The organism is Olleya marilimosa CAM030 (genome assembly GCF_000518485.1).
Taxonomy (GTDB): Bacteria; Bacteroidota; Bacteroidia; order Flavobacteriales; family Flavobacteriaceae; genus Olleya; species Olleya marilimosa.
In genome coordinates this window covers 334,217-360,356 of record NZ_JADR01000001.1, presented here as the reverse complement: position 1 = coordinate 360,356, position 26,140 = coordinate 334,217, and the positions used below count along the sequence as shown (strand labels likewise).

Annotated in this window: 27 protein-coding genes; 9 read left to right on the top strand and 18 right to left on the bottom strand. The window is 31.0% G+C overall.

Annotated elements, in window-relative coordinates:
* Nucleotides 1-3 precede the first annotated feature (3 nt).
* The 12 genes from coaE to M890_RS0101735 form a co-directional block, all read right to left on the bottom strand.
* Complete coding sequence (gene coaE / locus M890_RS0101790) at nucleotides 4-603, bottom strand: dephospho-CoA kinase (RefSeq protein ID WP_036597021.1); 600 nt, start codon at nucleotides 601-603, stop codon at nucleotides 4-6.
* Complete coding sequence (locus M890_RS0101785) at nucleotides 600-1,559, bottom strand: CdaR family protein (protein ID WP_051437423.1); 960 nt, start codon at nucleotides 1,557-1,559, stop codon at nucleotides 600-602. Before M890_RS0101785 ends, coaE begins: the two co-directional genes overlap by 4 nt.
* A gap of 3 nt (nucleotides 1,560-1,562) precedes the next feature.
* Entirely contained in the window at nucleotides 1,563-2,567 is a 1,005-nt protein-coding gene (locus tag M890_RS0101780; protein ID WP_028281873.1) for a glycosyltransferase family 2 protein, read from the bottom strand.
* Between the two features lie 73 nt (nucleotides 2,568-2,640).
* Nucleotides 2,641-4,746: a T9SS type A sorting domain-containing protein gene (locus tag M890_RS0101775; protein WP_028281872.1), complete on the bottom strand. Its 2,106-nt coding sequence runs from the start codon at nucleotides 4,744-4,746 to the stop codon at nucleotides 2,641-2,643.
* 248 nt (nucleotides 4,747-4,994) lie between these two features.
* Nucleotides 4,995-5,819, bottom strand: a complete 825-nt coding sequence (locus M890_RS0101770; RefSeq protein WP_028281871.1) for an enoyl-ACP reductase FabI — start codon at nucleotides 5,817-5,819, stop codon at nucleotides 4,995-4,997.
* A 97-nt stretch (nucleotides 5,820-5,916) separates the two neighbouring features.
* Nucleotides 5,917-7,569, bottom strand: a complete 1,653-nt coding sequence (gene recN / locus M890_RS0101765; protein ID WP_028281870.1) for a DNA repair protein RecN — start codon at nucleotides 7,567-7,569, stop codon at nucleotides 5,917-5,919.
* 76 nt (nucleotides 7,570-7,645) lie between these two features.
* Nucleotides 7,646-8,533 carry a type IX secretion system protein PorD gene (gene porD / locus M890_RS0101760; RefSeq protein WP_028281869.1) on the bottom strand — a complete coding sequence of 296 codons (888 nt, stop codon included), beginning with the start codon at nucleotides 8,531-8,533 and terminating at the stop codon, nucleotides 7,646-7,648.
* A complete protein-coding gene (gene coaBC, locus M890_RS0101755) occupies nucleotides 8,526-9,737 on the bottom strand; it encodes a bifunctional phosphopantothenoylcysteine decarboxylase/phosphopantothenate--cysteine ligase CoaBC (RefSeq protein WP_028281868.1) in 1,212 nt (403 codons plus the stop codon). Before coaBC ends, porD begins: the two co-directional genes overlap by 8 nt.
* A gap of 4 nt (nucleotides 9,738-9,741) precedes the next feature.
* Nucleotides 9,742-10,071, bottom strand: a complete 330-nt coding sequence (locus tag M890_RS0101750) for a DNA-directed RNA polymerase subunit omega (RefSeq protein ID WP_028281867.1) — start codon at nucleotides 10,069-10,071, stop codon at nucleotides 9,742-9,744.
* A gap of 6 nt (nucleotides 10,072-10,077) precedes the next feature.
* The gene (locus M890_RS0101745; RefSeq protein ID WP_028281866.1) at nucleotides 10,078-10,878 is read right to left on the bottom strand and encodes an outer membrane protein assembly factor BamD; all 801 of its coding nucleotides are present in this window, start codon (nucleotides 10,876-10,878) and stop codon (nucleotides 10,078-10,080) included.
* A 108-nt stretch (nucleotides 10,879-10,986) separates the two neighbouring features.
* Nucleotides 10,987-11,874 carry a 4-hydroxy-tetrahydrodipicolinate synthase gene (dapA, locus tag M890_RS0101740; RefSeq protein WP_028281865.1) on the bottom strand — a complete coding sequence of 296 codons (888 nt, stop codon included), beginning with the start codon at nucleotides 11,872-11,874 and terminating at the stop codon, nucleotides 10,987-10,989.
* On the bottom strand, nucleotides 11,867-12,394 hold the full coding sequence (locus tag M890_RS0101735) for a DUF6913 domain-containing protein (protein ID WP_028281864.1): 528 nt from the start codon (nucleotides 12,392-12,394) through the stop codon (nucleotides 11,867-11,869). The genes dapA and M890_RS0101735 overlap by 8 nt, the downstream gene beginning before the upstream one ends.
* Before the next feature lie 70 nt (nucleotides 12,395-12,464).
* Here M890_RS0101735 and M890_RS0101730 point away from each other — a divergent pair, with 70 nt between their 5' ends.
* Both M890_RS0101730 and M890_RS0101725 read left to right on the top strand, forming a co-directional pair.
* On the top strand, nucleotides 12,465-13,223 hold the full coding sequence (locus M890_RS0101730) for a 5'-nucleotidase C-terminal domain-containing protein (RefSeq protein ID WP_028281863.1): 759 nt from the start codon (nucleotides 12,465-12,467) through the stop codon (nucleotides 13,221-13,223).
* 7 nt (nucleotides 13,224-13,230) lie between these two features.
* Nucleotides 13,231-14,148, top strand: coding sequence for a bifunctional metallophosphatase/5'-nucleotidase (locus tag M890_RS0101725; protein WP_028281862.1), 918 nt, complete (start codon nucleotides 13,231-13,233; stop codon nucleotides 14,146-14,148).
* Nucleotides 14,149-14,151: 3 nt separating this feature from the next.
* On the opposite strand, the gene M890_RS0101720 is transcribed toward M890_RS0101725, so the two are convergent.
* The 5 genes from M890_RS0101720 to M890_RS0101700 all read right to left on the bottom strand — a co-directional run bounded on the left by M890_RS0101720 (nucleotide 14,152) and on the right by M890_RS0101700 (nucleotide 19,912).
* Nucleotides 14,152-14,874 carry a hypothetical protein gene (locus M890_RS0101720; RefSeq protein WP_028281861.1) on the bottom strand — a complete coding sequence of 241 codons (723 nt, stop codon included), beginning with the start codon at nucleotides 14,872-14,874 and terminating at the stop codon, nucleotides 14,152-14,154.
* An 82-nt stretch (nucleotides 14,875-14,956) separates the two neighbouring features.
* The gene (ligA, locus tag M890_RS0101715) at nucleotides 14,957-16,951 is read right to left on the bottom strand and encodes an NAD-dependent DNA ligase LigA (protein ID WP_028281860.1); all 1,995 of its coding nucleotides are present in this window, start codon (nucleotides 16,949-16,951) and stop codon (nucleotides 14,957-14,959) included.
* A gap of 1 nt (nucleotide 16,952) precedes the next feature.
* Entirely contained in the window at nucleotides 16,953-18,554 is a 1,602-nt protein-coding gene (locus tag M890_RS0101710) for a hypothetical protein (protein WP_028281859.1), read from the bottom strand.
* Nucleotides 18,554-19,417, bottom strand: a complete 864-nt coding sequence (gene prmC / locus M890_RS0101705) for a peptide chain release factor N(5)-glutamine methyltransferase (RefSeq protein WP_028281858.1) — start codon at nucleotides 19,415-19,417, stop codon at nucleotides 18,554-18,556. Before prmC ends, M890_RS0101710 begins: the two co-directional genes overlap by 1 nt.
* 3 nt (nucleotides 19,418-19,420) lie before the next feature.
* On the bottom strand, nucleotides 19,421-19,912 hold the full coding sequence (locus M890_RS0101700) for a GNAT family N-acetyltransferase (protein WP_028281857.1): 492 nt from the start codon (nucleotides 19,910-19,912) through the stop codon (nucleotides 19,421-19,423).
* 65 nt (nucleotides 19,913-19,977) lie between these two features.
* Between M890_RS0101700 and M890_RS0101695 the strand changes: the two genes are divergently transcribed.
* From M890_RS0101695 to M890_RS0101675, 5 genes are read left to right on the top strand one after another with little or no spacing between them, the layout of a single operon-like run.
* The gene (locus M890_RS0101695) at nucleotides 19,978-20,433 is read left to right on the top strand and encodes a hypothetical protein (protein ID WP_028281856.1); all 456 of its coding nucleotides are present in this window, start codon (nucleotides 19,978-19,980) and stop codon (nucleotides 20,431-20,433) included.
* Nucleotides 20,414-21,523 carry a bifunctional diaminohydroxyphosphoribosylaminopyrimidine deaminase/5-amino-6-(5-phosphoribosylamino)uracil reductase RibD gene (ribD, locus tag M890_RS0101690; RefSeq protein ID WP_036597019.1) on the top strand — a complete coding sequence of 370 codons (1,110 nt, stop codon included), beginning with the start codon at nucleotides 20,414-20,416 and terminating at the stop codon, nucleotides 21,521-21,523. The genes M890_RS0101695 and ribD overlap by 20 nt, the downstream gene beginning before the upstream one ends.
* Nucleotides 21,524-21,553: 30 nt before the next feature.
* Nucleotides 21,554-22,165: an HAD family hydrolase gene (locus M890_RS0101685; RefSeq protein WP_028281854.1), complete on the top strand. Its 612-nt coding sequence runs from the start codon at nucleotides 21,554-21,556 to the stop codon at nucleotides 22,163-22,165.
* Nucleotides 22,165-23,028 carry an EamA family transporter gene (locus M890_RS0101680; protein WP_028281853.1) on the top strand — a complete coding sequence of 288 codons (864 nt, stop codon included), beginning with the start codon at nucleotides 22,165-22,167 and terminating at the stop codon, nucleotides 23,026-23,028. Before M890_RS0101685 ends, M890_RS0101680 begins: the two co-directional genes overlap by 1 nt.
* Before the next feature lie 3 nt (nucleotides 23,029-23,031).
* On the top strand, nucleotides 23,032-23,643 hold the full coding sequence (locus tag M890_RS0101675; RefSeq protein ID WP_028281852.1) for an IMPACT family protein: 612 nt from the start codon (nucleotides 23,032-23,034) through the stop codon (nucleotides 23,641-23,643).
* Here M890_RS0101675 and M890_RS0101670 read toward each other — a convergent pair.
* Nucleotides 23,632-24,036 (bottom strand): acyl-CoA thioesterase, encoded by a 405-nt coding sequence (locus M890_RS0101670; protein WP_028281851.1) that lies wholly within the window; start codon nucleotides 24,034-24,036, stop codon nucleotides 23,632-23,634. The genes M890_RS0101675 and M890_RS0101670 overlap by 12 nt on opposite strands.
* Before the next feature lie 185 nt (nucleotides 24,037-24,221).
* On the opposite strand from M890_RS0101670, the gene dnaA reads away from it, so the two are divergent.
* Together dnaA and M890_RS0101660 are read left to right on the top strand one after the other, a co-directional pair.
* Nucleotides 24,222-25,649: a chromosomal replication initiator protein DnaA gene (dnaA, locus tag M890_RS0101665; protein ID WP_028281850.1), complete on the top strand. Its 1,428-nt coding sequence runs from the start codon at nucleotides 24,222-24,224 to the stop codon at nucleotides 25,647-25,649.
* A gap of 12 nt (nucleotides 25,650-25,661) precedes the next feature.
* The gene (locus tag M890_RS0101660) at nucleotides 25,662-26,123 is read left to right on the top strand and encodes a low molecular weight protein-tyrosine-phosphatase (RefSeq protein WP_028281849.1); all 462 of its coding nucleotides are present in this window, start codon (nucleotides 25,662-25,664) and stop codon (nucleotides 26,121-26,123) included.
* The last annotated feature ends 17 nt before the right edge of the window (nucleotides 26,124-26,140 follow it).

Here is a 26,140-nt window from a genome sequence, read left to right as displayed (position 1 = left end):
ATTTTAAGCCTTTGTTATAGATTTTAAGAGTTTACTATGGATATTTTCAACCTGAAGTTTTGTGTCTTTTAAGTCGGTATTGTTAATTACAAAATCTGAGTGTTCTGTCTTTTGTTGGTCTGTCCATTGGTTATTCATGATTGCTTTAACCTTAGCTTCAGACGAGTTATCACGTTTAATTACGCGATTTAACCTAGTTTGTTCTGGTGCAACAACAGTAATAATATAGTCGTATTTGCCTTGACTTCCGTTTTCAAAAATAATAGCGACTTCGCTAATAACGTATGGTACGTTTTGCTTTTTTACCCAATTTGAAAAATGTTTAGCTACTTTTGGGTGGACTATCGCGTTCATTTTTTTAAGTAAATCTTGATTGCTAAAAATCTGACTTGCAATAAATGGTTTATTTAACGTATTGTCTACATAAGCCTCATCCCCAAAAAGTTTAATTAATTTACGCTTAATAACTTTAGAACGATTCATTAATGCTTTTGCCTGGAAATCAGCTATATAAACAGGCACATTTAATGCTTTAAAATAATTAGCCACAGTAGTTTTACCACTACCAATACCTCCTGTTAAACCTACGATTGTTGGTGTCATTCTGTAATTATAAATTCAATTTTTTGTTGTAAAACCCTAATATTTTTAACGTTTTTAGGTTGTTTAGCTAATTTAGGAACTAATGCAGAACTTCCTGAAGCTTCATTATAATCACAAATAATCTTAAAGTCTTCGGCTTTTATTGCATTAAAGTTTTCTAAGCTTGTAGTAAAACTTAAAGATACTTGCTTAGGAAAATAGTTTACCTTAACTCCTTCCGGAATGTTAATAATATTAATTGGTATGTCTAAAATACCTTCTGAAAATTTAGACACATTAACCGATAAGTTAACGTGTTTTAAATTGGTTTTGATATTATTATTTAAACTATCCAATTGCAGTAACAACGTTTTATTTACATTGGATTTCACCTCCTTTAATTCTAAATACTGAGTCTTTACTTTACTAATTGTTTTTAAAACAGAACTTGGCCCAATTAACTTAACACTATCAGGTACAGTTTTTAAAGTATCTAAAGTGTTATACCCTTTAGCATATTGAATTTTTGAGTCTAAGATTATTGGTACATATTTTACATCATTGACATCAAATCTAAAAAGTAGTGTGTCGGGATTAATACTGATAATCTTTTCTTCTTTATCAAACTGTTTATTAATATTTGAAAACCCTTTGGAAACACTCCAAATTAATGTCGAGTCCTTTTTTGAAACGTCTGTTTTAAAATTAATATCTAATTGTGGTCTTTTAATAGCATACCTAAGCCAATTAAAACCTGTAGTTTGTATAGTTATATCAAGTTCAGGATTGTTTGCTTTAACAATTACATGCGTATCACTAACCTCCTTAGGTTTTACTTTAAAAGCTAGCGTAGCTGTATAAACTTTAGATAGTTTTGTTAAAACCAAAATTGAAAAAGCTAACACAAAAAACAATAAAAAAATATTGATTTTTTTACTTTTAAATAATCCTAATATTTTTAATTTAAGTTTTTGCATGCCTTAATTTTTAAAAAATAAATGAGGAAAAATAGTTTCTGGTTTTTCTGACTTTAAAAATAATAGTAATGTAGATTTTAAAAATCCGTAACCATATCCAAAAAACTGTATTGATACCGCTAATATTGACTGAAAAGCAATTACAATATTTTTAGTTTTTATAAATGCTAAAACAAAAACCAAACTATAATAAAATAGCACTAAGTATAAAGGTAAAATTAAATTAAAAATTGCTAAAATTATAGCTACTATTACACCAAGAGTAAACAATGTTGGAAACCAATAGGTGACTTTTTTAGTTTGTGGATGCCATGTATTTAAAATAGGCCTGACTGACCCAAACTTATTAACTTGTTTGTAAAATTTGCTCCAAGATATACGCCTTTTATGGTAAACATAAGCTTCAGGTATTAACATTGTATTAAAACCTAAATCCCATAATCTAATGGATAAATCGGGATCTTCTCCAGGATGAATATTTCCAAACCCTTTTGTAGCATTAAAAGCCTTTTTTGATAATCCCATATTAAAGCTTCTAGGCTGAAACTTATCTAAACTAGTTTTATTGCCTCTAATGCCTCCTGTTGTAATTACAGACGTCATACTAAAATCTATCGCTTTTTGAAGATTTGAAAACGAATGATGTGCTTTATCTGGTCCGCCAAAACAGTCTACATAATTAAGTTTTAAGCTAGCTTCTACTTCTTGCAAGTAATGACTTGGCAATAAACAATCACTATCCAAAATAATAAAGTAATTACCTTTAGCATGTTGCATTCCGTAATTTCTGGAATCTCCAGGACCTGAATTTTGCTTAAAATAATATGAAATATCTAACCATTCGATATAATTATCCACTATACTTTTAGATGTAATTGTTGAGCCATCTTCAACGATTACAATTTCAAACGCAGTTTGTCCTTTTATCTTTAAAAAGCTTTCTAAAAGCTCCTCAATTTCAATAGGACGATTATAAACAGGTATGATAAAAGAAAAACTTAATTCCATATAACAAATGTAAGTTAATCGTATAAAAAAAGCCACCTAAAAAGGTGGCTTTTAATTGTATTAAAGTTTAAGATTATTTCTTAATTACTTTTATTGTTTCCGTCACATTATCAATAGTAACTTTAACGAAGTAAGCTCCTGACTGTAAGTCAGACATGTTTACTAGGTTGTCTACACTATTAGGTGCATTTCTATACACTTCTTGTCCTAACATGTTATAAACTGATACATTAGAAATCTCTTTTTGAGCTTTTAATGTTAAGTTGTCATTAACTGGGTTTGGATAGTAAGCGAATAATGATTCTGAGTTAAACTCAGCTGTACTTAAAGAAGTAGATTCTGAAACCATTAAAGTAAATGCTCCTGGAGCCTGTGCTCTTGCAGTACCATCATCACTAACTCTTACATAATAAGTCGTTCCATTAGTTAAATCTCCAACAACTGATGTATTACAAGCACCAACTAATGTACCAGCACAATCTGTATAAACACCGTATTGAGCAGCACTAGTTGTAATAGTAACTTCTCCTGAAACAGGCGCAACAAATGAGTACCATAAATCAGCAACTGCACCTGTAAAACAATCTCCAGTAACACCAGAATCTGTTGCTCCAGTATTATCTGCAGAAATTTCTGTTCCCAAAGTTAATGCTTCTGCAGTTGCACATTCATCGTTAGCCGGAGTAAGTGACCAAGCTAATGTAAAGGTACCACTTGCAGTTGAATATGCAGATTGAATCCAATAAGCAGTTTCATCTGCTCCTGTATCATTGGTCCATGATTCTGTAGTTGTATCTGAATCATCAGTACAAGCTACAGATGTATCTCCCGGACAAGCACCACCATAACCTAATCTATGTTCAGAGTCATAGTCGTTAGATGTTTGACCAATTGTTAACGTATAACCATTTGGAACTAAAATTGAATATACAATATCAGGAGACTGATTATTTGTGTTAAAACAATCAAAAGAACCAAAATCATTAGTAGCACCTACAGTGCTTGCAGTTAGAGGACTAGTTAAAGTACCAAGATCTATTACACCAGCACAAGTATCATTTGATGGTGGCTCAGGTAAAGTAAACTCTGCTAAACAAAAAGAAACTGGGTTTGTACCTGTCGTACCAAAATCATAAACTTGAATAATTAAATTATCTCCAATACTCCATCCACTTAATTCCGCATTTGTCGCAGCAAAAGCTCCTAAACAATCTATTTGATTTCCTAAGGTATCGTAAACAGCAACTCCTGGGTTAGATCCACCGTCATTCCACAATAAAGCATCAGTTGTAGCTGTCCAAGAAAAGAACATATCAAATGTAGAGGTAGAACCACAAGTGCTGCTTGTACCACTATCAGAAACACCTGTAGAGAAATCATAAGAAAAAGTATACGCAGCAGTATCACAAGCAATTCCCTCAGCAGAAGGTGTGATAGGTAAAGGATCATTAAATGTATCTCCTTGAACAGGATTAAAAGCAACAAAAGTTTGCTCTGTACATCCCGTAGCATTTCCGTTACCGTTATATGGTGTTATAGTAGCATAATAAGTTGTTCCTGCCATTAATGTACCTACATTATAAGTTGTAACGTTACCTACATCTGTATTAACCACATCATCAAGACCTGTTCCTGTACCTACCACTAAAAAATAACCAGTGTGACCTCCAGTTGCTTCAGACCAAGATATATCTCCCGATAATGGGACATCTACTGTTTGGTTTAATAAAGAATCACAATTTGGTGGTGTAACAGGTGTATATGTTACATCTAAATCTATATCAAAATAAACAGTATCAGTGACATTATCAATATCATCACTTGTTATTGTTATAGTAGTAAACCCTGTAATATCCAAACCGTTGAAGTCTGTATCACAACCTGCTAAAATAGATGTTCCATCTGCTACTCCACCAGTAACAGCCAAATCAAAAGCATACCAATTATTACAATAAGTAGTCCCTCCAGTTGGAGAACTATAATGTGTAGTGAAAGTTCCTAAAGAAATGGCATCAATTGGAGCTGATCCATTAACAGTAATATCACCAGAATTAATAGTAAGAACCGTTGGTGCAGAGTCAGGTCCATTTGCACCAAAATTTTGTGGTGTTGTAACTTGCGCGTTACTATGCCAAATTAAGGCAATCATTGCAAAAAATAATAAAGTAATTTTTTTCATCATAAAATTAGTATAAGTTAGTAATTAATTAATCATTTTCTAAAAATATTGATTTATTCTTAAGCTAGTACTATCAAACACATCAAATCGACAAAAACACTTAAAAAGCAGTTAAAATACCATTAACTTTATGTTAAATACATTTTACTGTTTGTAAGTTTTTACACATATTTGGTTGTCAGTGGTTTGATTACATAAAAAAAGCCTTACATTTCTGTAAGGCTTTTTTTATATTATATTGCTCGTGTCTATTTATCAACACCATCTACAAATGCACTCATAACTGCATCACTAACTCCCATGTTACTAAAACCACCATCATGAAACAGGTTTTGTAAAGTTACACGCTTAGTTAAGTCACTAAATAACGATACTGTGTAATTGGCACAATCTAAAGCTGTAGCATTACCTAAAGGCGACATTTTTTCCGCGTAAGCGATAAATCCATCAAATCCTTTAACTCCACTACCTGCTGTAGTTGGTGTTGGAGACTGTGATATTGTGTTAACTCTAACCTTTTTATCTCTTCCAAAAAAGTAACCAAAACTACGTGCTATACTTTCTAAATAAGCTTTATTATCTGCCATATCGTTATAATCAGGAAAAACACGTTGTGCTGCCATATAAGTTAAAGCCACGATACTTCCCCATTCATTCATTGCATCTTGCTTGTATAACGTTTGCATTGTTTTATGAAAAGACATTGCAGAAACATCAGTTCCTTTTTGTGTCCAATCGTAATTTTGATCTGTATAATGTCTTCCTTTTCTAACATTTATAGACATTCCAATAGAATGTAATACAAAATCTAATTTACCTCCTAAAATTTCTGTAGCTTGGGATACCAAGTTTTCTAAATCTTCTAAAGACGTTGCATCTGCAGGAATTATTTGAGAGCCTGTTTTTTCTGCTAAAACATTAATTTGACCCATACGCATTGCCACTGGTGCATTAGTAAGTACAAAAGTACCTCCTTCTTCATGGACACGTTCTGCTGTTTTCCATGCTATAGAGTTTTCGTCTAATGCTCCAAATATGATTCCTCTTTTTCCTTTTAATAAATTGTATGACATAACTTATAGTTTATCAGTTGATATGTTAGTTTATTATATTATCTGTCAAAGATAGTATTTAAAATTTTTTTAATTCGCTTTCGCGGAAATTTAGCCACTAATTTAATAGTTGTTTAGCATGTGCTATTGCCGAATCTGATAATTGGGTACCTCCTAACATTTGAGCCAATTCTACAACACGCTCGTCATAATTTAATTTAACCAAATTGGTTGTGGTCACCTCATTAACATCTTCTTTATAGACTTTATAATGTGTATTTCCTTTTGCTGCTATTTGTGGTAAATGCGTAATACTAAAGACTTGCATTTTAGTACTCATTTGCGACATAATATCTGCCATTTTGTTAGAAATTTCTCCTGAAACTCCTGTATCAATCTCGTCAAACATAATACTTGGTAGCTTAACGTATTTTGATAAAATAGATTTTATAGCTAGCATTATTCTTGATAACTCTCCACCAGAAGCTGCTTTTTTAAGGACATTAAATTGGCCTCCTTTGTTTGCTGAAAATAAGAAGTTTAAATTATCCTTTCCGTTATATAAAAACGTATTTGATGCTTCTAGACTTATATTAAATTGTGCATTAGGCATACCTAATTGCGTCAATAAAGCTTCTAATTGTTTTTTCAATTCTGGTATGGCTTTATTACGCTTATCTGTTATGTTTTTAGCTTCAGTATTTAATAATTTTTCTAAAGCTTTAATTTCTTCTTGCTTATCAACAATGTCTTGGTCAGCATTTTCAGTTGCTTCCACTTTTTTGGATAAAGCCTCTCTGATTTCAATTAACTCTTCAATAGACTTAACTAAATGCTTTTGCATTAGGTTATTTAAAGTCATAAGCTGAGCATTAACTACCTCTAGCCTATTTGGATCAGCATCTAGTTTGTCTTCAAAACGTTCTATATCTACAAGTACGTCGTCTAAATCAATTAAACTGCTAGTTACCCTATCTAATAAGTCTTGATAGGTATTAGATATTGATGCTAGTTTTTGAAAGGCTACTTTAACCTCTCTTAGTGATGTTAAAACACCTGCTTGCTCTTCGCTTAATAAGGCATTAGCTTGTTCTAATTTAAGTTGTATAGCTTCAACGTTATTTAAAAGTTCATATTCTTCCTCTAGAACTTCTAACTCACCTTCTTTTAGATTAGCTGCAACCAATTCATTTAATAAAAACGAATTATAATCATGTTCCTTTATTGCTTCTGCCTGAAACTGTTGTAACTGTTTTAATTGTTTTTGTAATACTTTGTGTTCTTTTAGATGAAGATTATATGCTTCTAGATTAGCTTCTGTATTTGCTAAAGCGTCAATCACCTGAAACTGAAACGCATCATCAACTAACTGTAAGGTTTCGTGTTGCGAATGTATATCAATTAAATGTTCTCCTAAGACTTGCAAATTAGACAAGTTAACAGGCGAGTCGTTTACAAACGCTCTTGATTTTCCGGATGGTAAAATCTCTCGTCTAATTATAGTTTGCGTATCATAATCTAAATCTTGATCCTTAAAAAGGTTTTTAAGTTTGTATTTAGAAATATCAAAAGAGGCTTCTATTATACATTTTTTTTCGGGATTACGTAAACTAGATAAGTCTGCACGTTTACCTAATATTAATGATAAGCCTCCTAAAAGTATAGATTTACCTGCTCCAGTTTCTCCTGTAATAATGGTAAATCCATCATTAAAATTAACTTGGAGTTGATCTATTAACGCGTAATTTTTTATGGTTAATCCAGTAAGCATTCTTAAAGTGAAAGGTTAAAATTTAAAAAGTGAAAAGTTTTGGTTTTTCGCTTTTTAAGAATGAAAATATTAGTGACTAAAATTTTATATTTCTCCATTTAGAAGAGTGCATTGGAGCTACTTTGTTTAAAGTATCGACCAGATTAGCGATGTCAACACTTGGTCCTTCACTAAAAATCTGTTCTATCTCCTCTGCTTTTGCATCAAAAAACACACGAAGCAAATACGAGTTTGGACGTCTTCTGTTCATGTCATTAAATAAGCTTAAAGCTATAGCTATTTCATTTTTTGCATCCTTTTGATTAACACTCATAGTGTCTAAACCACGTCTGTGATAATTGTATAATACAGTTCTAAACTCTTTAAATGTTGGTGACAGTAAATTATCTATTAATGCAAAACGACTTTGTAAACCGTCTTCTAACTTCCAACCTGAGTAGTTTTCTTGCTGAGAGAAATTTACAATATTTTGAGCTTGTCTAAAATAATCATCTCCTCCTTCTTTTTTAAATGACTCTGCATCCATACCTAAAATCATGTGGATATGAAATGCTAAAACAGAGATTAAATTTGATGCGTACTGTGTTGGATTATAAATTAGATTTTGAAACTCGACATACTCAAAAGAAAAATCTTTATCATTTACATTATAAATTGGTGTTGTATAACTTGATCCAAAAACAGGTCTAGAAGATTGTACTTGTAGTGTTGCTTTGTAACTATTACCAGAATACTCTCCAATATTTATAACAAAATTGCAGTCGATACGCTCTTGTGGTTTTACTTTTTTGTTAGTCCATTTTGTACTAGAAATAAACTCTTTTAATTGTTTTTCTAGTGTTTTAAATTGCTGTAAGTTTTCGTCACCAGTTAACTGTGCGTTAACAACTACGGTAGCGTTAAGCTCCTGAGCTTGTAATGAAATACTAAAACAAATTAAAAATAGAAATAAAAGATTACGCATTTAGTGTATTTATTATAGTATTAAAAAGGTCCTTAGCAACTTCTGTTTTAGATTTTAATTGGTAAACAGTAGCTTCCTCTTCCTTGTTAATTAAAGTTACTTTATTGGTGTCTGATTTAAAACCTGCACCTTTGTCGTTTAACGAATTTAAAACAATTAAATCTAAATTCTTCTTTTTTAGCTTCAATTTTGCGTGATCTAATTCGTTATTAGTTTCTAAAGCAAAACCAACTAAAAATTGGGTTGTTTTGATTTGACCTAAAGACGCTAAAATATCTTTAGTTTTTTCTAGCTCTAAAGTTAACGTGGAATCTTTCTTTTTTATTTTTTGAGTAGCCACATTTTTTGGTTTATAATCTGCTACAGCTGCAGATAAAATGGCTATGTCGACATTATTAAAATGCAAATGTGCTGCATCATACATTTGTTGTGCGCTAACTACAGGTAGTACTGTTATCAAGTTATGATTAACTGTTTGATTTGTTGGACCAGAAATTAAAATAACTTTAGCACCAAGATTAGCTGCTGCTTTAGCAATTTCAAATCCCATTTTACCTGAGGAATGATTACCAATAAAACGTACAGGATCTATAGCCTCATAAGTTGGTCCAGCAGTTATTAAAACCGTTTTATCTTTTAATGGTAAACCACTAATTATATCCTTTTCTATAAAAGCAACAATATCTTCTGGCTCTGCCATACGACCTTGACCTACTAACCCACTTGCCAATTCTCCTGATGTTGCAGGAATCATGACGTTACCAAAACTTTGTAATGTGTTAAATGAGTTAACTGAAGATGGATGCATGTACATATCCAAATCCATTGCAGGAGCAAAATAAACTTTACACTTAGCAGAAAGATATGTTGCTAAAAGTAAATTATCGCAAGTACCATTTGCCATTTTTGACAATGTATTGGCTGTTGCAGGAGCAATAACCATATAATCTGCCCAAAGCCCTAACTCTACATGGTTATTCCACATAGCGTTATCGTCTTGATCGTTGGTAAACGTTGAGTGTACTTGATTTTTAGAAAGCGTAGATAATGTGAGTGGTGTCACAAAGTCTTTAGAAGCAGGTGTCATAACGACTTGTACGTTTGCACCTGCTTTTATAAATACTCTGACTAAGGAGGCTGTCTTATAAGCAGCAATACCAGCACTGATGCCTAATAGTATGTTTTTGCCACTTAATATAGACATAGCTTTAGTCTTGGTTATCTTGCTCTGTATTTCTGTGGTAGATTTTACCATCTAACCATTCTTGTACTGCTAAAGCGTGAGGTTTAGGTAATTTTTCGTAAAACTTAGATACTTCTATTTGTTCTTTGTTTTCAAAAATTTCTTCTAAGCTATCATTATATGTAGCAAACTCTTCAAGCTTTTCTATTAATTCTTTTTTAATTTCAGAATTAATTTGCTCTGCTCTTCTTGCAATAACAGAAATTGCTTCGTAGATGTTGTTTGTTGGTGCATCTATAGCATTTCTATTGTAAGTCGTCGTTGTTAACGGAGCGTCGATTTTTTTTAAATCCATAATATATTAGCTTTTAGTACTATATTTTTCTAATTGTTCTTTTAAATCTTCTGCCTTTTTATCTGCATCTTTAATAAACTCCGACTCTGGATTAGTTTTCTTAAAGTTGTTATAATAAGTAATAGCAGTATTTAATCTTTGTTCTTTTTTATATTCTACACTTTTCATTGCTAATTGATAAGCAGAATCAAATCTGTAATACAACGCTTTTTCACGTAGGGTTGTCCCAGGAAAATCTGCTATAAAATTATCAAAAGAGCTAATAGAAGCTTTAAAATCTGAAATATGATTGTATTGTTTTGCAATACTGTAAGCTTTTAATTCTAATTTATATTGCAACTCTTTAACCAACTCGTTAATTTTTGGCATGTATTGCGAGTCTGGATATAAATTGGCAAACAATTGTAATTGCTCTAGTGCATGATCTGTATCGTGTTGATCTTTAGAATACACTGGAGATAACTGCGCATAACTTAATGCGCTTTTATAATATGCTTCTTCAACTTTTTCACTTCTAGGGTAAGCTGATGCAAAACGCTCAAATCTGTAACCTGCTAGATAGTGGTCTTCCATTTGAAAATAACAATCTGCATCTAAAAACATTAATTTTTCTGCTTGAGGCTTGCCTCTGTAAGCTGGAACGATTTGAGTAAATAAGCGACTTGCCTTGTTATACTTCCCGTCGTTATATAGTTTTTCTCCCATTGTAAACTTAACAGCAACATCTTCAGACTTTAATGCCTTTTGATATTCGCTACAAGAAGTGAAAACTAAAAATGTAATTAAGATGTAAAGTAAATTCTTCATAAAATTTTAACGAAGCGCAAAAATACGCTATTTAAATGGATTTTAAAAATATAATTTGATTGCTAAATTAATTGAAGAAATCAAGTTGGACTTAGGTTTAAGTATAATTTAACTTTTACTAAAATTAGCCATAAAAGTATTTATACGACTTTGCAATTGTGCTGTTGCAGGTACTAACGGTAATCTAACTGTTGTATTACATAACTCCAAGTTATTTAACACTGCTTTGATACCTGCTGGATTATTTTCTTCAAAAATCATGTTAACAACATCCATCATTTTAAAATGAAGTTTATAAGCCTCCTTGTTTTTTCCTTCTAATCCTAAATTAATCATAGTAGAGAATGCCTTTGGCAACCCTTGTCCAATAACAGATATTACTCCTGCTCCACCTGCTAAAACAATACCTAAAGCTAAGTCGTCGTCTCCTGATATAACAGAGAAGTTGTCTGGTTTGTCTCTTAATAATTCTAAATATTGGGCTACGTTATTACCAGCTTCTTTAACTGCAACAATATTATCAAAATCTTTAGCTAAACGTAAAGTAGTCTCTGGTGTCATATTTTTTGATGTTCTACCAGGTACATTGTATAATATGACATCTATTGGGCATGCTTCTGCTATGGCTTTAAAGTGTTGATACATCCCTTCTTGAGTTGGCTTACTATAATAAGGTGATACTGATAGTATACCAGCAATACCAGAAAAATCTGTAGACTTAATTTCTTCTACAACTTGTGCAGTATTACTACCTCCAATACCTAAAACTAATGGCACACGTCCTTTGTTAAACTTAATTATTGCAGCAACAATATCTTGTTTTTCTTGCTTGGTAATTGTAACGCTTTCTCCTGTTGTACCATTTATAACTATATAATTAATACCATTGGTAATATTATATTCTACAATATTTTCTAGCGCTTTGTAATCTACTGACAAATCATCATTAAACGGAGTTACAATTGCTATTCCTGTGCCTAAAAAAGGGTTACTCATTACTTAGTTTATTTAAAATGTTTAGGTATTTTATTAATTCGGTTTTAAAGATGTTTTTATCTTTTATTGTAATATCTATGGTTAAATCGTTTATATCTGGATTTGCATTATGCAAACCTACCTTTAATGGTGCTTGGGTAGCTGCACTAATGGTTTGCAAAGCTAAGGAATCGGTTTCATAAAAATTAATCAACAAATCAAATTTATTAGCTACAAAATCTTTAACTGATTGTGATTTAAATTGTCCTTTCCAACCTAATTCTTTTTCAGAAAAAGTTTCAGTATATACAGACGTTTCATTTTTTTTTCCATTAAAAAGTGTTAAAATTTTTAAGTCGTTAGCTTTTATTTTTAATAGACTTGTAAGGCTTTTAATCCATTCTGGATCAGAAAACTCATGACTATTTACTAAAACACCAACACGTTGTAGTTTATCTGCGTTTGGCAAAATCACACGACTTTGGGCACATTTAGCAATGTACTTTTTATTAGATTTTTCTTTAAAACCTTTTAAAATCATTTATCTTTATTCCTTTGTTACAAATGTAGTAATTGTAACTATATTAGCTTTAAATTATTCAACATTAAATATGAATTACAAACATCTTTTATTCTTACTTTTAATTACTATTTTAAACTCTTGTAAGCAAGAGACTTACTCGTTGAGTAAGATTGAAGGTAAGCAGATTTCAATAACTGACACCATTGCTACAGACAAAAGTATTGATGACTTTGTTAAGCCTTTTCGCGAAAGTATTAATAAAGATATGGACGCTGTCCTATCTTACGCACCAGAAACTTATAGTAAAAGTGATGGAGATTTAAATACTGCTATTGGTAATTTAATGGCTGATGCTGTTATGCACGAAAGCAATCCGATTTTTAATAAACGCACAGGAAAAAATATTGATGCGGTAATTTTAAACCATGGTGGAATACGTTCTATAATTTCTAAAGGAAATATTACCACCAGAACTGCTTTTGAAATTATGCCTTTTGAAAACAGTATTGTTGTTGTTGCACTAAAAGGTCAACAAATAGATAGTATGACGCATTATTTAAGCCAAGCTAAACGTGCACATCCTATTAGTGGAATACAACTTACACTTGATAAAGATTACAATATTACACAGGCTTTAGTTAACAAAAAACCAATTGACAAAGACAAGATTTACTATGTAGCGACTAATGACTACTTATATAATGGTGGTGACCGAATGCGCTTTTTTAAGGAAAATGACAGTCTTTATACACTAGATTATAAAATAAGAAATGCTATGATAGACTACTTTAAAAAGACTGATACTATCAACCCTGTAATTGACAATAGATTTATCCAAACTAAATAACCACATAATGAAACGTAGAGATTTTATACAACAAGCAACAGCAGCTACAGCTTTAATTACAGTTGGTGGTTATGGATTACAATCGTTTGCAACATCTTCAAAGTCTAAAAAAATAACAATTTTACATACCAATGATGTGCATAGCCACATTGATGCTTTTGGACCTGAGGATGGTAGAAATGCAAATAAAGGAGGTGTAGCTAGACGTGCCACTTTAATTGAAAACATCAGAAAAGATAACCCAAATACATTGCTTTTAGACGCTGGAGATATTTTTCAAGGGACTCCGTATTTTAATTATTATGGTGGCGAATTAGAATTTAAATTAATGAGTAAACTTAAATACGATCTAGCAACTATTGGAAATCATGATTTTGACAATGGTATTGATGGTTTATATGCGCAATTACCACATGCTAGTTTTGGTTTTGTATCTGCTAACTATGATTTTAAAAACACAGTCATGGATACACATGTAAAACCGTATCAAATCTTTAAAAAAGAAGGTATTAAAATTGGAGTATTTGGATTAGGAATTCAATTAGACGGTCTAGTGGACAAGAAAATGTACAAGGAAACAGAATATTTAGATCCTATCGAAGCTGCACAAGAAATGACACGTATTTTAAAAACTAATGAAAAATGCGACTTAATTATCTGCTTATCTCATTTAGGTTATAATTACAGTAAATCACCAGACAAAATAAGTGATTTAAATTTAGCTAAAGCAACCAAAGATATAGACTTAATAATTGGAGGACATACTCATACTTTTTTACCAAAACCGACTGTAGCACAAAATATAGAAGGAAAAAATGTACTAGTTAATCAAGTGGGTTGTTATGGTATTAACTTAGGAAAAATAGATTTTTACTTTGATGCAGATAGCACAAAAAAGGCAGAAGGAACATCTATTATAGTTTAAATTTTAGGCTATTTTAGTAGTCTTTAGAGTCGCTTTATATTTTATTTTTATGTACTCATACAGAAAGTAAAAACCTACACCTATTAATGCAGAATATACTATTTGTAGTAAATACTCTGAGGATATAAATAAGTAGGCAACTTGTACCATTTCAGAAAAAACAATACACACACTAGCTAAAAACAAAAGTAAACCTTGCTTTGTTTCGTGGTATAAATAATGTATTAACGACAATGATAATACCAACAATATCAACACGTTATAAGCTACTTCTATAATAAAATCTAAAGAGTACACAGACAATTGTGCATCTTGCATAATCATTTGATTTAATACATAAATTATATATGCATTAAAGAACAATAAAACTACTAAATGGAGTTTAAACTGTTTGAATAATAATTTAAAATTAAAATCTTTAACTAAAAAAATTATTAAGGATGCATAAGTTGCAATTACTAAATAATTAGCAACATAATAAGCCATAGTATCATTACCGTAAAATACTATTTTTAAAATTTCTACTAAAGAAAAGCCTATCAAAAAAAATCCAAAATAATGGTTAGTTTGTTTTGTTTGACTATAATACAAATAGGCAAACAATGGAAACACTAATATCCAGGAGTAATCCGACAAGTTTGGTGCACTAAATATGCGACCTGTAACGGTTAGTATAACGAGAATTACTAGGATTATCGATACTAAATTAAACTTAGTTAACTTCATCATTTTTACATTTGGGAAGACAAATATACAAAAATAATGTTACTAAACGATAAAATTAGCTTTTTATCGATGTTTTATGCGCTTATTCTAAGCTAGTTAGGAAATCATCCTCTGTAATCATCTCTATATTTAACTTATCTGCTTTGTCTTTTTTACTTGGTCCCATATTATCTCCTGCTATGATATAGCTGGTTTTAGAAGAGATTGAACTACTAACTTTACCACCATTATCTTCAATAAGTTTTTTCAACTCGGTACGTGAAACTTTATAAAAAACTCCAGATACAACTATGTTGTGACCTTTTAACTTTTCTGTTTGATTAGCTAGTTTTTCTGCCGAAATCTCTAATTGCAGACCATATTGCTTGAGTCTTTCAATAACTTTTTGATTTTCTGGGTTTGAGAAAAAGTCGACTACACTTTCTGCTATTCTAATTCCTATTTCATTTACTTGCTCTAAATCTAATACAGATGCAAATGCTAAAGCATCAATACTTTTATAGTGCTTAGCTAAAGTTTTTGCAACAGTTTCTCCAACAAACCTGATACCCAATGCAAATAATACACGCTCAAAAGGAATTTGTTTAGAAGCTTGGATACCTGCAATTAAATTATCTGCACTTTTTTCTGCCATACGATCTAACGGTAAAATTTGATCTTTAGTTAAATCGTACAAATCGGCATAATTATGTATTAATCCTGCATTAACTAAAAGCGCAACGGTCTCGCCTCCTAAACCTTCAATATCCATTGCTTTTCTAGAAATATAATGTTGGATACGTCCTATAATTTGCGGATTACAACCATTATAATTGGGACAAAAATGTTTAGCTTCTCCTGCTTCTCTTTGTAATAACGTATTACATTCTGGACAATGGGTTATATAAACTGTTGGTTGAGAGTTATTAGGTCTTTGAGATAAATCTACAGCTATGATTTTAGGAATAATTTCGCCTCCTTTCTCAACAAATACAGTATCACCTTCTCTAATATCTAATTTTTCAATTTGATCTGCGTTGTGTAATGAAGCACGCTTAACTATGGTACCAGCTAACTCTACTGGTTCCAAATTAGCAACAGGTGTTATAGCTCCTGTCCGTCCTACTTGATAACTTATTGTATTTAAAACAGTGCTTACTTGTTCTGCTTTAAATTTATATGCCATAGCCCAACGTGGCGCTTTAGATGTAAAACCAAGCTCGTCTTGATGATGCAGATTATTAACTTTTACAACAATACCATCAGTTTCATAAGGTAACTCATGTCTTGCTGTATCCCAATGGTTTATAAAAGCAAATACGTCGTCAATTGTTTTACACAACTTAACTTCTCTTGGGACTTTAAAACCCATTTGTCTTGCTTTTTCTAAACTTTCAAGGTGAGTTTTATAATCAAAATCACCACCTACTAAACCATACAACAAACAATCTAAAGGTCGTTTTGCAACTTCTGCACTATCCTGTAATTTTAAACTTCCAGATGCTGTGTTTCGTGGATTTTTATAAGGTTCTTCTCCATTAGCAATACGCTCTTCATTCATTTTATTAAAACCATCAAAGGGTAAAATAATTTCTCCTCTAATCTCAAACTCTTCTGGATATGGTCCTTTAAGTTGTAAAGGCACAGAATTAATTGTTTTAATATTTGCTGTAACCTCGTCACCTTGCATACCATCACCACGTGTAACCGCTTTAAGCAAACTACCATTTTGATACGTAAGATTTATTGAAGCGCCATCATACTTTAACTCACATACGTATTCAATTTCTCCATCCACCATTTTTTTTACTCTAGCTTCCCAATCTTTAAGATCTTCAAGAGAATACGAATTATCTAAACTATACATCCTATGCTTATGCACAATGGTATTAAAGTTTTTAGTTACCTCTCCTCCAACACGTAATGTTGGTGAATTTGCATCAAAAAATTCAGGGTGTGCTTCCTCTAAAGCTTGTAACTCCTTTAGTTTAATATCAAACTCATAATCACTTATTGTTGGACTATCTAAAACGTAGTAGTTATAATTGTGTTCGCGTAATTGTTCTCTTAAATCGTTAATCTTTAATTGTATGCTCATATTATATGCCTTCTAGCATTTCTAAAAATTGCTGTTTAATCTTGTATTTATAGTAAAAATAATTGTCTGAATCGGAATAGCACTCTGATGCTCCCCAAAATTTCACAATAAACTCGGTATTGCTTAACCAATAGAGCTCCAAGTCATCAGAGGTTTTTTCAAAAGTTATGTGATCATAGTTTTCTTCTAAATTATAATACAACTCAAAAGTCTTTATAATTTTACCATCCACTATTTTGTCTATAAATAATGTTCGTTGACTAGGACACTCAGTATCATAATCTATAGAGACTACCATATCTTTTTTAGGCGATACATAAGGGTAACCTCCTGCGTATTGACCTAATAATTCTCCTGTGCTTTGGCTTATAAAATCAAAACGTTGATAATCAAAAACCATGTGATAATGTACCAAAAACATATCATTAAAACCTGGGTTTTTAGTAACACTATATGTTTTTGTAGGACTAAACTCGGAGTTGTAAGTTGTGTCTTTATACATTACTTTTTTACCATTTTTAGCCAATAAGGTTAAGACTTTATCCTTCTTGTAAAGTTTGGTAACATCTATACTATTTGGTTGATATAACACTCGGTTTTTATAATCATTAATATTCACTTGTTTTACATCAAACAACTCATTAAGAGCTATTGGGTGTAAAGCATTTTTTTTAATAGTTAAGCCATCATAATTATAATGATTACCATCATCACTATAAGGTTTAAAAAAATAAGCTTCAGGCACGTAGCCTATATTTGCTTTATCAATATAAAAATTCTGGTCTTTTTTTAAAGCTTTAGGATTAATAATCACTTTAGCATTGCGACTATAAATAATTTGACCATTATCTATAATTTTTGTTTTATCTGCTGTATAATCAATAACCGAAACGGTTTCTAAATACTCATAATTACCAACGTTATTACCTAAACTATCCTTTATAATTAAACCGTCTTTAGCTTTTACAATCCTTTGTTCAAAGTTTGCTTTAAAATGATCCAAAGTTTGATAATCTATTAGTGGTAAATAATTAAATGTAATACTATCACTCTGTTTTTCAAATATTCCGTTTGGCTTTAAATAGTAATGGGTTGCCTTATTTAGCTGTTTGCCATGAACAAATAACTTATTATTATAAACATAAGTTTCCGTTTGATTCATTTGGGTGGTTAAGTCGTAATAAGAGACGTCAATTGCATCAATAAACTGATACTTATTAGTATAGTTTGCAAGTTTATATAGCATTTTTTGATCTTCATCAAATTGATAGACTACAAAGGACTTATAATTATTATCAAATCTTACATCTAACGCTATTCCAAACTTAGAAATAGTGTCGTGCTTTCTAAAAATTTGATTAATATTTAAAGCCTTACTTTGGTCTTTAGACAAAATATTAAAGGTATTAAACGACCTAGAGGTTATTAAACAAGGCTTTTTTAAGTCTGCAACAGCAACACTTGACAAAAAATCATTTTCAAAATTTTCAATAAAATCGGCATTTATAATGCTTACAGATTCGGTTGCATTATCATGCTGTGATTTGGACTGTTTACATCCAAAACCAACTAACACAACCATTATATAAATAAACTTTTTCATTAATTTATAATTCCACTAACCATACGATCTTTACCAAAAATATCTTGTTTTAATTCAATATTTTTAAAGCCATACTCCTGTAAAAGCTTTACCATATCTTCTCCAAGATATTCATTTATTTCAAAATATAGTCTACCATTTTTATTTAAATAACGTGTGGCAAATTGTGTAATTGCTTTATAAAAAATCAAAGGATTATCATCCGCTACAAATAATGCTAAATGTGGCTCGTTTTCTAAAACATTAGCATTCATAAATTGTTTTTCTAATTGTCTAACGTATGGAGGATTAGAAACTATAGTATCAAATTTTAACGCTTTAAATTGCTTATCCCAAATAGATGAATCTAAAATATCTGCCTCAATAAACGTAATAGTTACATTATTTAACGTAGCATTTTGTTTAGCTACATTAATCGCTTTCGCGGAAACGTCTAGCGCATAAACATTAGAGTCGGCAAGGTTTTTTGCTAGACTTACAGCAATACAACCACTACCTGTACCAATATCTAATATTGAATGTGATTTAGAAGGTTTTGAATTGTCAATAATTAAAGAGACTAACTCTTCTGTTTCTGGTCTTGGTATAAGTGTATTTTGATCCACTTTAAATGGTAGCCCAAAAAACTCTGTTTGACCTAACATGTATTGTATTGGTTTTTGTTGTTTTAAAAGCTCTAAAGCTTTAAACAACGGAACCTGCTCATTAGTAGTCACACTTAAATTTGTGTTTAAAGCAACGTCTAACCTAGAAATGTTACAATAATGCTCTGTTAACATAAAAAAAAATGTAAACACTTCGTCAGGTCCATAAATATGGTCCAATTCCTTATGAAATAATTCTTTAAGCGCTTTAATTAACATGAGTTATAAATGTTTTTCCATCCATATTCCACAATTAAAATGTCCTGTGCTTCCTAGTGGTCCATTTAAATGTTTAAACCCATTGGTTTCGTATATATGAATGGCTTCTTTTAATATCGGAATTGTTTCTAAATACGCACGATTAAATCCAAGTGACTTCCCTTTTTCTAAACATTTTTCAAATAGTTTTTTTCCATAACCTTTTCCGCGTAAGCGATTAGAAAAATACATTTTCTGAATTTCAAACACCTCAGATTCCATACCATTTAAAGGTTTTAAACCTCCTCCTCCTTCTACAACACCATTTACTAAAACCACGTAATACACTTCGTTGTTCTTAGCATATGACTCAAACATTTTTGGTGTCTCTGGGTCTGCATAAGCTGTCCCAACTAAAGGCAAATTATATTCTATAAAAACTTCACGAATAACAGCTTCGATTTGCGGATTATCTTGTGGTTGGATTTCTCTTATTTCAATAATAGTATTACTCACTTTTATATAGTATTTTTACGCCTTCTTTTAGAGGATGAAGATACATTAAATCCAAAAATAGATATATGAAGAAAACATTAATCTTATTAACAATATTAACCTGTTTTTTTAACTGTAAAGTCACAGAAAAACCAGAATTTATTAGGGTAGAAAATATAAAAGTATTAGAATCTTCATCAAAATTTATAACTGTTACTGCAGACGCTCTTTTTTTAAACCCAAATAGTATTGGTGGAAAAATTAAAACAGATGGTATACAAGTGCTTGTTAATGATAATCCTATAGGTGTTGTCTCTAGTGTTAGTTTTGATGTACCAGCTAATAAACAGTTTACAATTCCACTTCAAGCAAAGTTACCAACAGACAGCCTATTAAGTAATAAAAACTTAAGTGGTTTATTAGGTAGTTTTTTTAGCAAAAAAGTAAAAATTCAATACTTAGGAGATATAAAGTACAAAGTTTTAGGCTTCTCACACGCCTATAAAGTTGACCGAACTGAGGATGTTAAAATTAAACTATAATTTGTCAGATCAATTATACATAACACGTGCTTTACAAATTGCCAAAAATGGTTTAGGACTTACACGTCCAAACCCTATGGTTGGCTGTGTAATTGTATATAATAACACTATTATAGCCGAAGGTTTTACCAGTGAATATGGTGGTAACCATGCTGAAGTTAACGCTATTAATAACGTCCAAGACAAGGCGTTATTAAAAGAGGCTACTATTTATGTAACGCTTGAACCTTGCAGTCATTACGGAAAAACACCTCCTTGTAGCGATTTAATTATTTACCATCAAATACCAAATATAGTTATTGGCTGTGTTGATGATAATCCTGAAGTCGCTGGAAAAGGAATTAAAAAATTATTAGAAGCTGGAAGAAACGTTAAAGTTGGTGTTTTAGAAGCAGAATGTAAAGCACATCATAAGCGTTTTTTTACTTTTCACAACAAAAAAAGACCATACATTATTTTAAAATGGGCAGAATCCAACGATGGATTTATCGCACCAAAATCTAAAAACGAACAAAAACCAGTATGGATTACCAACACCTATTCTAGACAATTAGTCCACAAATGGAGAACTGAAGAACAAGCCATATTAGTAGGCACCAACACCGTTTTACATGATAATCCAACACTAAATGTTAGAGATTGGACTGGTAATAATCCATTACGCGTCGTATTAGATAAAAATAAAGCCTTAAAAGCAGACTGCAATGTTTTTAACGCTAAAGCGGAAAGCTTATTAATTTATCATAATAATAAAGCGACCCAAAACACAAAACAAACGTGGTCCATACATCCACCAAACAATACAATGGTTGGAGATTTAAATGCAGTAATAGATTTTAGTCAAAAAGAAAATCAAGCACAACAAATTTGTGACACTTTATTTAAACACAACATCAACTCTGTAATTATTGAAGGTGGCTCTAAAACATTACAACTTTTTATTGACGCTGGACTTTGGGATGAAGCTAGAGTTTTTAAAGGTCAAACTATTTTTAAAGAAGGTGTAAAAGCACCTAAATTACAAGGCAAATTAATTAACCAGTCATCCATTTTAGACGACTTACTATATATTTACAAAAACACTAATTAAGTTTTGCTTTAGCAAAATGATACTAACCCTATGATAAAAACCCTAATATTTGATTTTGGAGATGTCTTTATTAATTTAGATAAAGCAGGTGCAATGACCAACGCTTTAGAGCTGTTTGACGTTGATGAATTATCAGAAGAAATTGTTGCTTTTAATAGTTTTTACGAACAAGGTCTTATTGATACCAACGAGTTTATAGATTTTTACATGGGTAATTTTCCAAAATTAACAAAACAACAAATCATCGATGCTTGGAACTACATTATTTGTGATTTTCCAGTTAAACGTTTAGAGTTTATACAACAATTAGCAAAAGACAAAAAGTATAATCTAATATTACTAAGTAATACTAATGAGTTACATATTGATTGTATTAAAAATCAGGTATCGTTTTATGACGAATTTAAAAATGCGTTTGACAAATTTTATCTTTCACACGAAATACAATTACGTAAACCAAACAAAGATATATTTCAGTTTGTACTAAATGAAAACAACCTAAAACCAGAAGAATGCCTGTTTATAGACGACACTACAGAAAACACAGAAACAGCAAGTCAACTAGGCATTAACGTTTGGAACAATAACCCAAAAACGGAGGATGTAATAGATTTATTCACCATTAAAAAAGACTTGTTTTAATGTATTTATTACTTAGTATATGTGCGTCTACATTAATTTTTGTCATCTTTAAAGTTGTTGGTAAACGCAACATAAATACGTTACAAACTATTGTTATTAATTACTTTACAGCTTTTACTTATGGTATTTTAAGCTATGATGCACCTATAATTGTAAGCGATATTATACAATCTAAATGGTTTTTTGGCGCAATAGGTTTAGGTTTTTTATTTATTGCCATTTTTAACGTCATGGCATTAACAGCACAACGTAATGGATTATCTGTAGCTTCTGTAGCAAGTAAAATGAGTGTAGTAATACCCATTATATTTGGACTATTTTTTTATAACGAAAGTTTGGGTTGGCAAAAAGCTTTAGGTATTGTATTAGCTTTATTAGCTGTATACTTAGCATCCTATAAAGCAAAAACAGACCAACGTTTTTCAATTAAAACATTATGGCTGCCTATTATATTATTTTTAGGGTCAGGTACCATAGACACATCTATAAAATATATTGAAACTACTTTTTTAGCAGACAACGGAATTCCTATTTTTTCTGCTACAATATTTTTTATAGCTGGAGTGATTGGGATTGGCTTGCTTTCCGCGAAAGCGATACAAAAACAATTTACTTTTGACCCAAAAAGTATAGTCTCTGGTGTGATTTTAGGTGTGGTTAACTACTACTCTATTTATACTTTATTAAAAGCTTTAAATGCCGAAAACTTTGAAAGCTCGACCATTTTTACAGTTAATAATGTAGCTATAGTCATGCTAACAACCTTAATTGGTTTATTATTATTTAAAGAGCGTTTATTGACTAAAAACTGGATTGGTATTGGGATAGCTGTACTGTCTATTATATTAGTGACATTATCATAATTCATGGAAAAAGACACTTACAAAACAATAACAAAACCGTCAGAAGAAGTCTTATTTAAAGACAAAAATTCTAAATTTTTTGGGTATGCATTTCCTGTAAAAACAGAAGAAGCTGTTAAACAACATATAGAAGATTTAAAAAAACAACATCATCAAGCTAGACATTGGTGTTATGCTTACCAAATTGGCACAGAAACTATTGCCTACAGAGCCAATGATGATGGCGAACCTAATAATAGTGCAGGCATGCCTATTTATGGACAAATCCAATCATTTGACGTAACCAACGTATTAATTGTTGTTGTAAGGTATTTTGGAGGTGTTAAGCTTGGCGTTGGTGGTTTAATAAATGCATACAAAACTGGAGCTCAAATGGCTTTAGAAGCTTCAAAAATTGTAACACGCACTATTAACATTGACTATCTTATCAGTTTTGATTATAAAAATATGAATAAGGTTATGCGTGTAATTAAAGAGAAAAATTTAAAAGTTATTAACCAAAAATTAGAATTGGATTGTCAAATCACCATCTCTGTTAGAAAAAAAGAAGCACAAACTATTTTCGAAATTTTTGATACAATTTACGAAGTTAAAATTAAAGACTTAGCTATTTAAAGCTTCTAAAAAATATTTAGGCGGTCTAGTTGGTCGTCTAGTTTTCATGTCTAAAAAGGCTAAAACTACCGTTGCTGTACATAAAATTTGTTGCAAATCATTCAGTATTTCATATTCAAACTCGACTAACGCAGTTGGTGCTTTTTTTAATGTAGTTTTTACTGTAATTACGTCGTCATAATATGCTGATTTTTTGAAATTTATAGACAACGATACAACAGGTAAACCAAGTCCTTCTTCTTCCATTTTTCTGTAAGAAATCCCTAATTTACGCAACCACTCAATTCTAGCCATTTCTAGATATATTGCGTAATTCCCATGATGTACAATTCCCATTTGATCTGTTTCTGCATATCGTACTCTTATTTGAATTTCATCTTGCATTATACCCATAGTCTTGATTTTTTTTTGTAGTTTCGAATGGTTGGTTAACATGCACAAAAAAAACTATAAATTCAATAGTAAATGATTTTTTTTTTACGTTTTTTGTTCACATATTTGCCAAGCTAACAAACAGAGTTGTCTTATTGCTATTATTGGGACAAATTAACTAATAAAAAATACTTTTTACAATTAACATGAGTGTAACTGCGCAAACGGTCTGGAATAACTGTCTTCTATTTATAAAGGATAATATCCAACCACAAGCATACAAAACTTGGTTTGAACCAATAGTCGCGGTTAAACTAACAGACAATGCATTAAGTATCCAAGTCCCTAGTAAATTTTTTTACGAATGGTTAGAAGAGCATTACGTAAAATTATTAAAAGTCTCTTTAACTAAAGAGTTAGGTGAAACTGCCAAACTGGTTTACATTATTAAAATGGAAAACACGTATGGTAATAAACAACCGTTTACAGAAAAAATTCCGAGTTCTAACAGAAGTGCAGTAAAGTCTCAAAATGTAGATGTACCTCTAAATAACAAAAATCCGGAATTAAGAAATCCATTTATAATTCCTGGAATTAGAAATGTAAAAATCGAATCTCAACTTAATCCAAACTATAATTTTGATAACTTTTTAGAAGGTGATTCAAACCGTTTAGCACGTAGTGCAGGTTTAGCAGTCTCTGCAAAACCAGGTGGAACATCTTTTAATCCCTTATTAATTTTTGGTGGTGTTGGTTTAGGTAAAACACACTTAGCGCACGCTATTGGTGTTGATATAAAAGATAAATACCCAGAAAAAACTGTTTTATATATCTCTGCAGAAAAGTTTACGCAGCAATATATAGACTCGGTTAAAAAGAATAATCGTAATGATTTTATACACTTTTATCAATTAATAGATGTATTGGTTATTGATGATGTTCAGTTTTTATCTGGTAAGTCTGGTACACAAGACGTCTTTTTCCACATATTTAATCATTTGCACCAAAACGGAAAACAAGTTATTTTAACAAGTGACAAAGCTCCTGTAGATATGCAAGATATTGAGCAACGCTTATTATCTAGATTTAAATGGGGATTATCTGCCGAGTTACAAACTCCGGATTTTGAAACACGTGTGTCTATCTTAAAAAACAAATTGTATAGAGATGGTGTAGAAATGCCAGAAGATATAATTGAATATGTTGCTAAAAACATAAAATCTAATATTAGAGAGCTTGAAGGCGCCATTATTTCATTAATTGCTCAATCTTCTTTTAATAAAAAAGAAATTAACATTGAGTTAGCTAGACAAGTCGTAGAGAAGTTTGTTAAAAACACAAAACGTGAAGTTTCAATAGATTATATACAAAAAATAGTATCAGATTATTTCCAAATGGATGTTGATACGTTACAATCTAAAACAAGAAAACGTCACATTGTACAAGCTAGACAGCTAGCCATGTTTTTTGCTAAAAAGTTTACAAAAGCCTCTTTAGCTAGTATTGGTTCTCAAATAGGAAAACGTGATCATGCAACAGTACTACATGCTTGTAAAACCGTTGATAATTTATCAACTACAGATAAGCAATTTAGAAAGTACGTTGAGGATTTAACGAAAAAACTTTCAGTTTAATTTTTATTTAAAATGACTAAAATTTTAATGGTCTGCCTAGGAAACATTTGTCGTTCTCCTTTGGCTGAAGGTATCCTACAATCTAAATTAGATAACAATTTATTTGTTGTAGATTCTGCAGGCACTAGCAGTTACCATATTGGCAATAAACCAGATCCAAGATCTATTGCAATTGCCAAAAAAAAGGGAATTGATATTACCCAACAACAAGCTAGACAATTTGTAAAACAAGATTTTTTAGATTTTGATATTATTTATGCAATGGATAATTCTAACTATAATAATATTATTGCTTTAGCAGAAAATGATAAACAAAAATCAAAAGTAAATTTAATATTAAACGAAAGTTATCCTGAACAAAATCTAGACGTACCAGATCCATATTATGGTGGAGACAAAGGTTTTGAAACTGTATTTAACATGCTAGATGAAGCTTGTAATAAGATTAAACTTAGGTTAAGTAAACTAACATAAGTTTTATATATTTATAA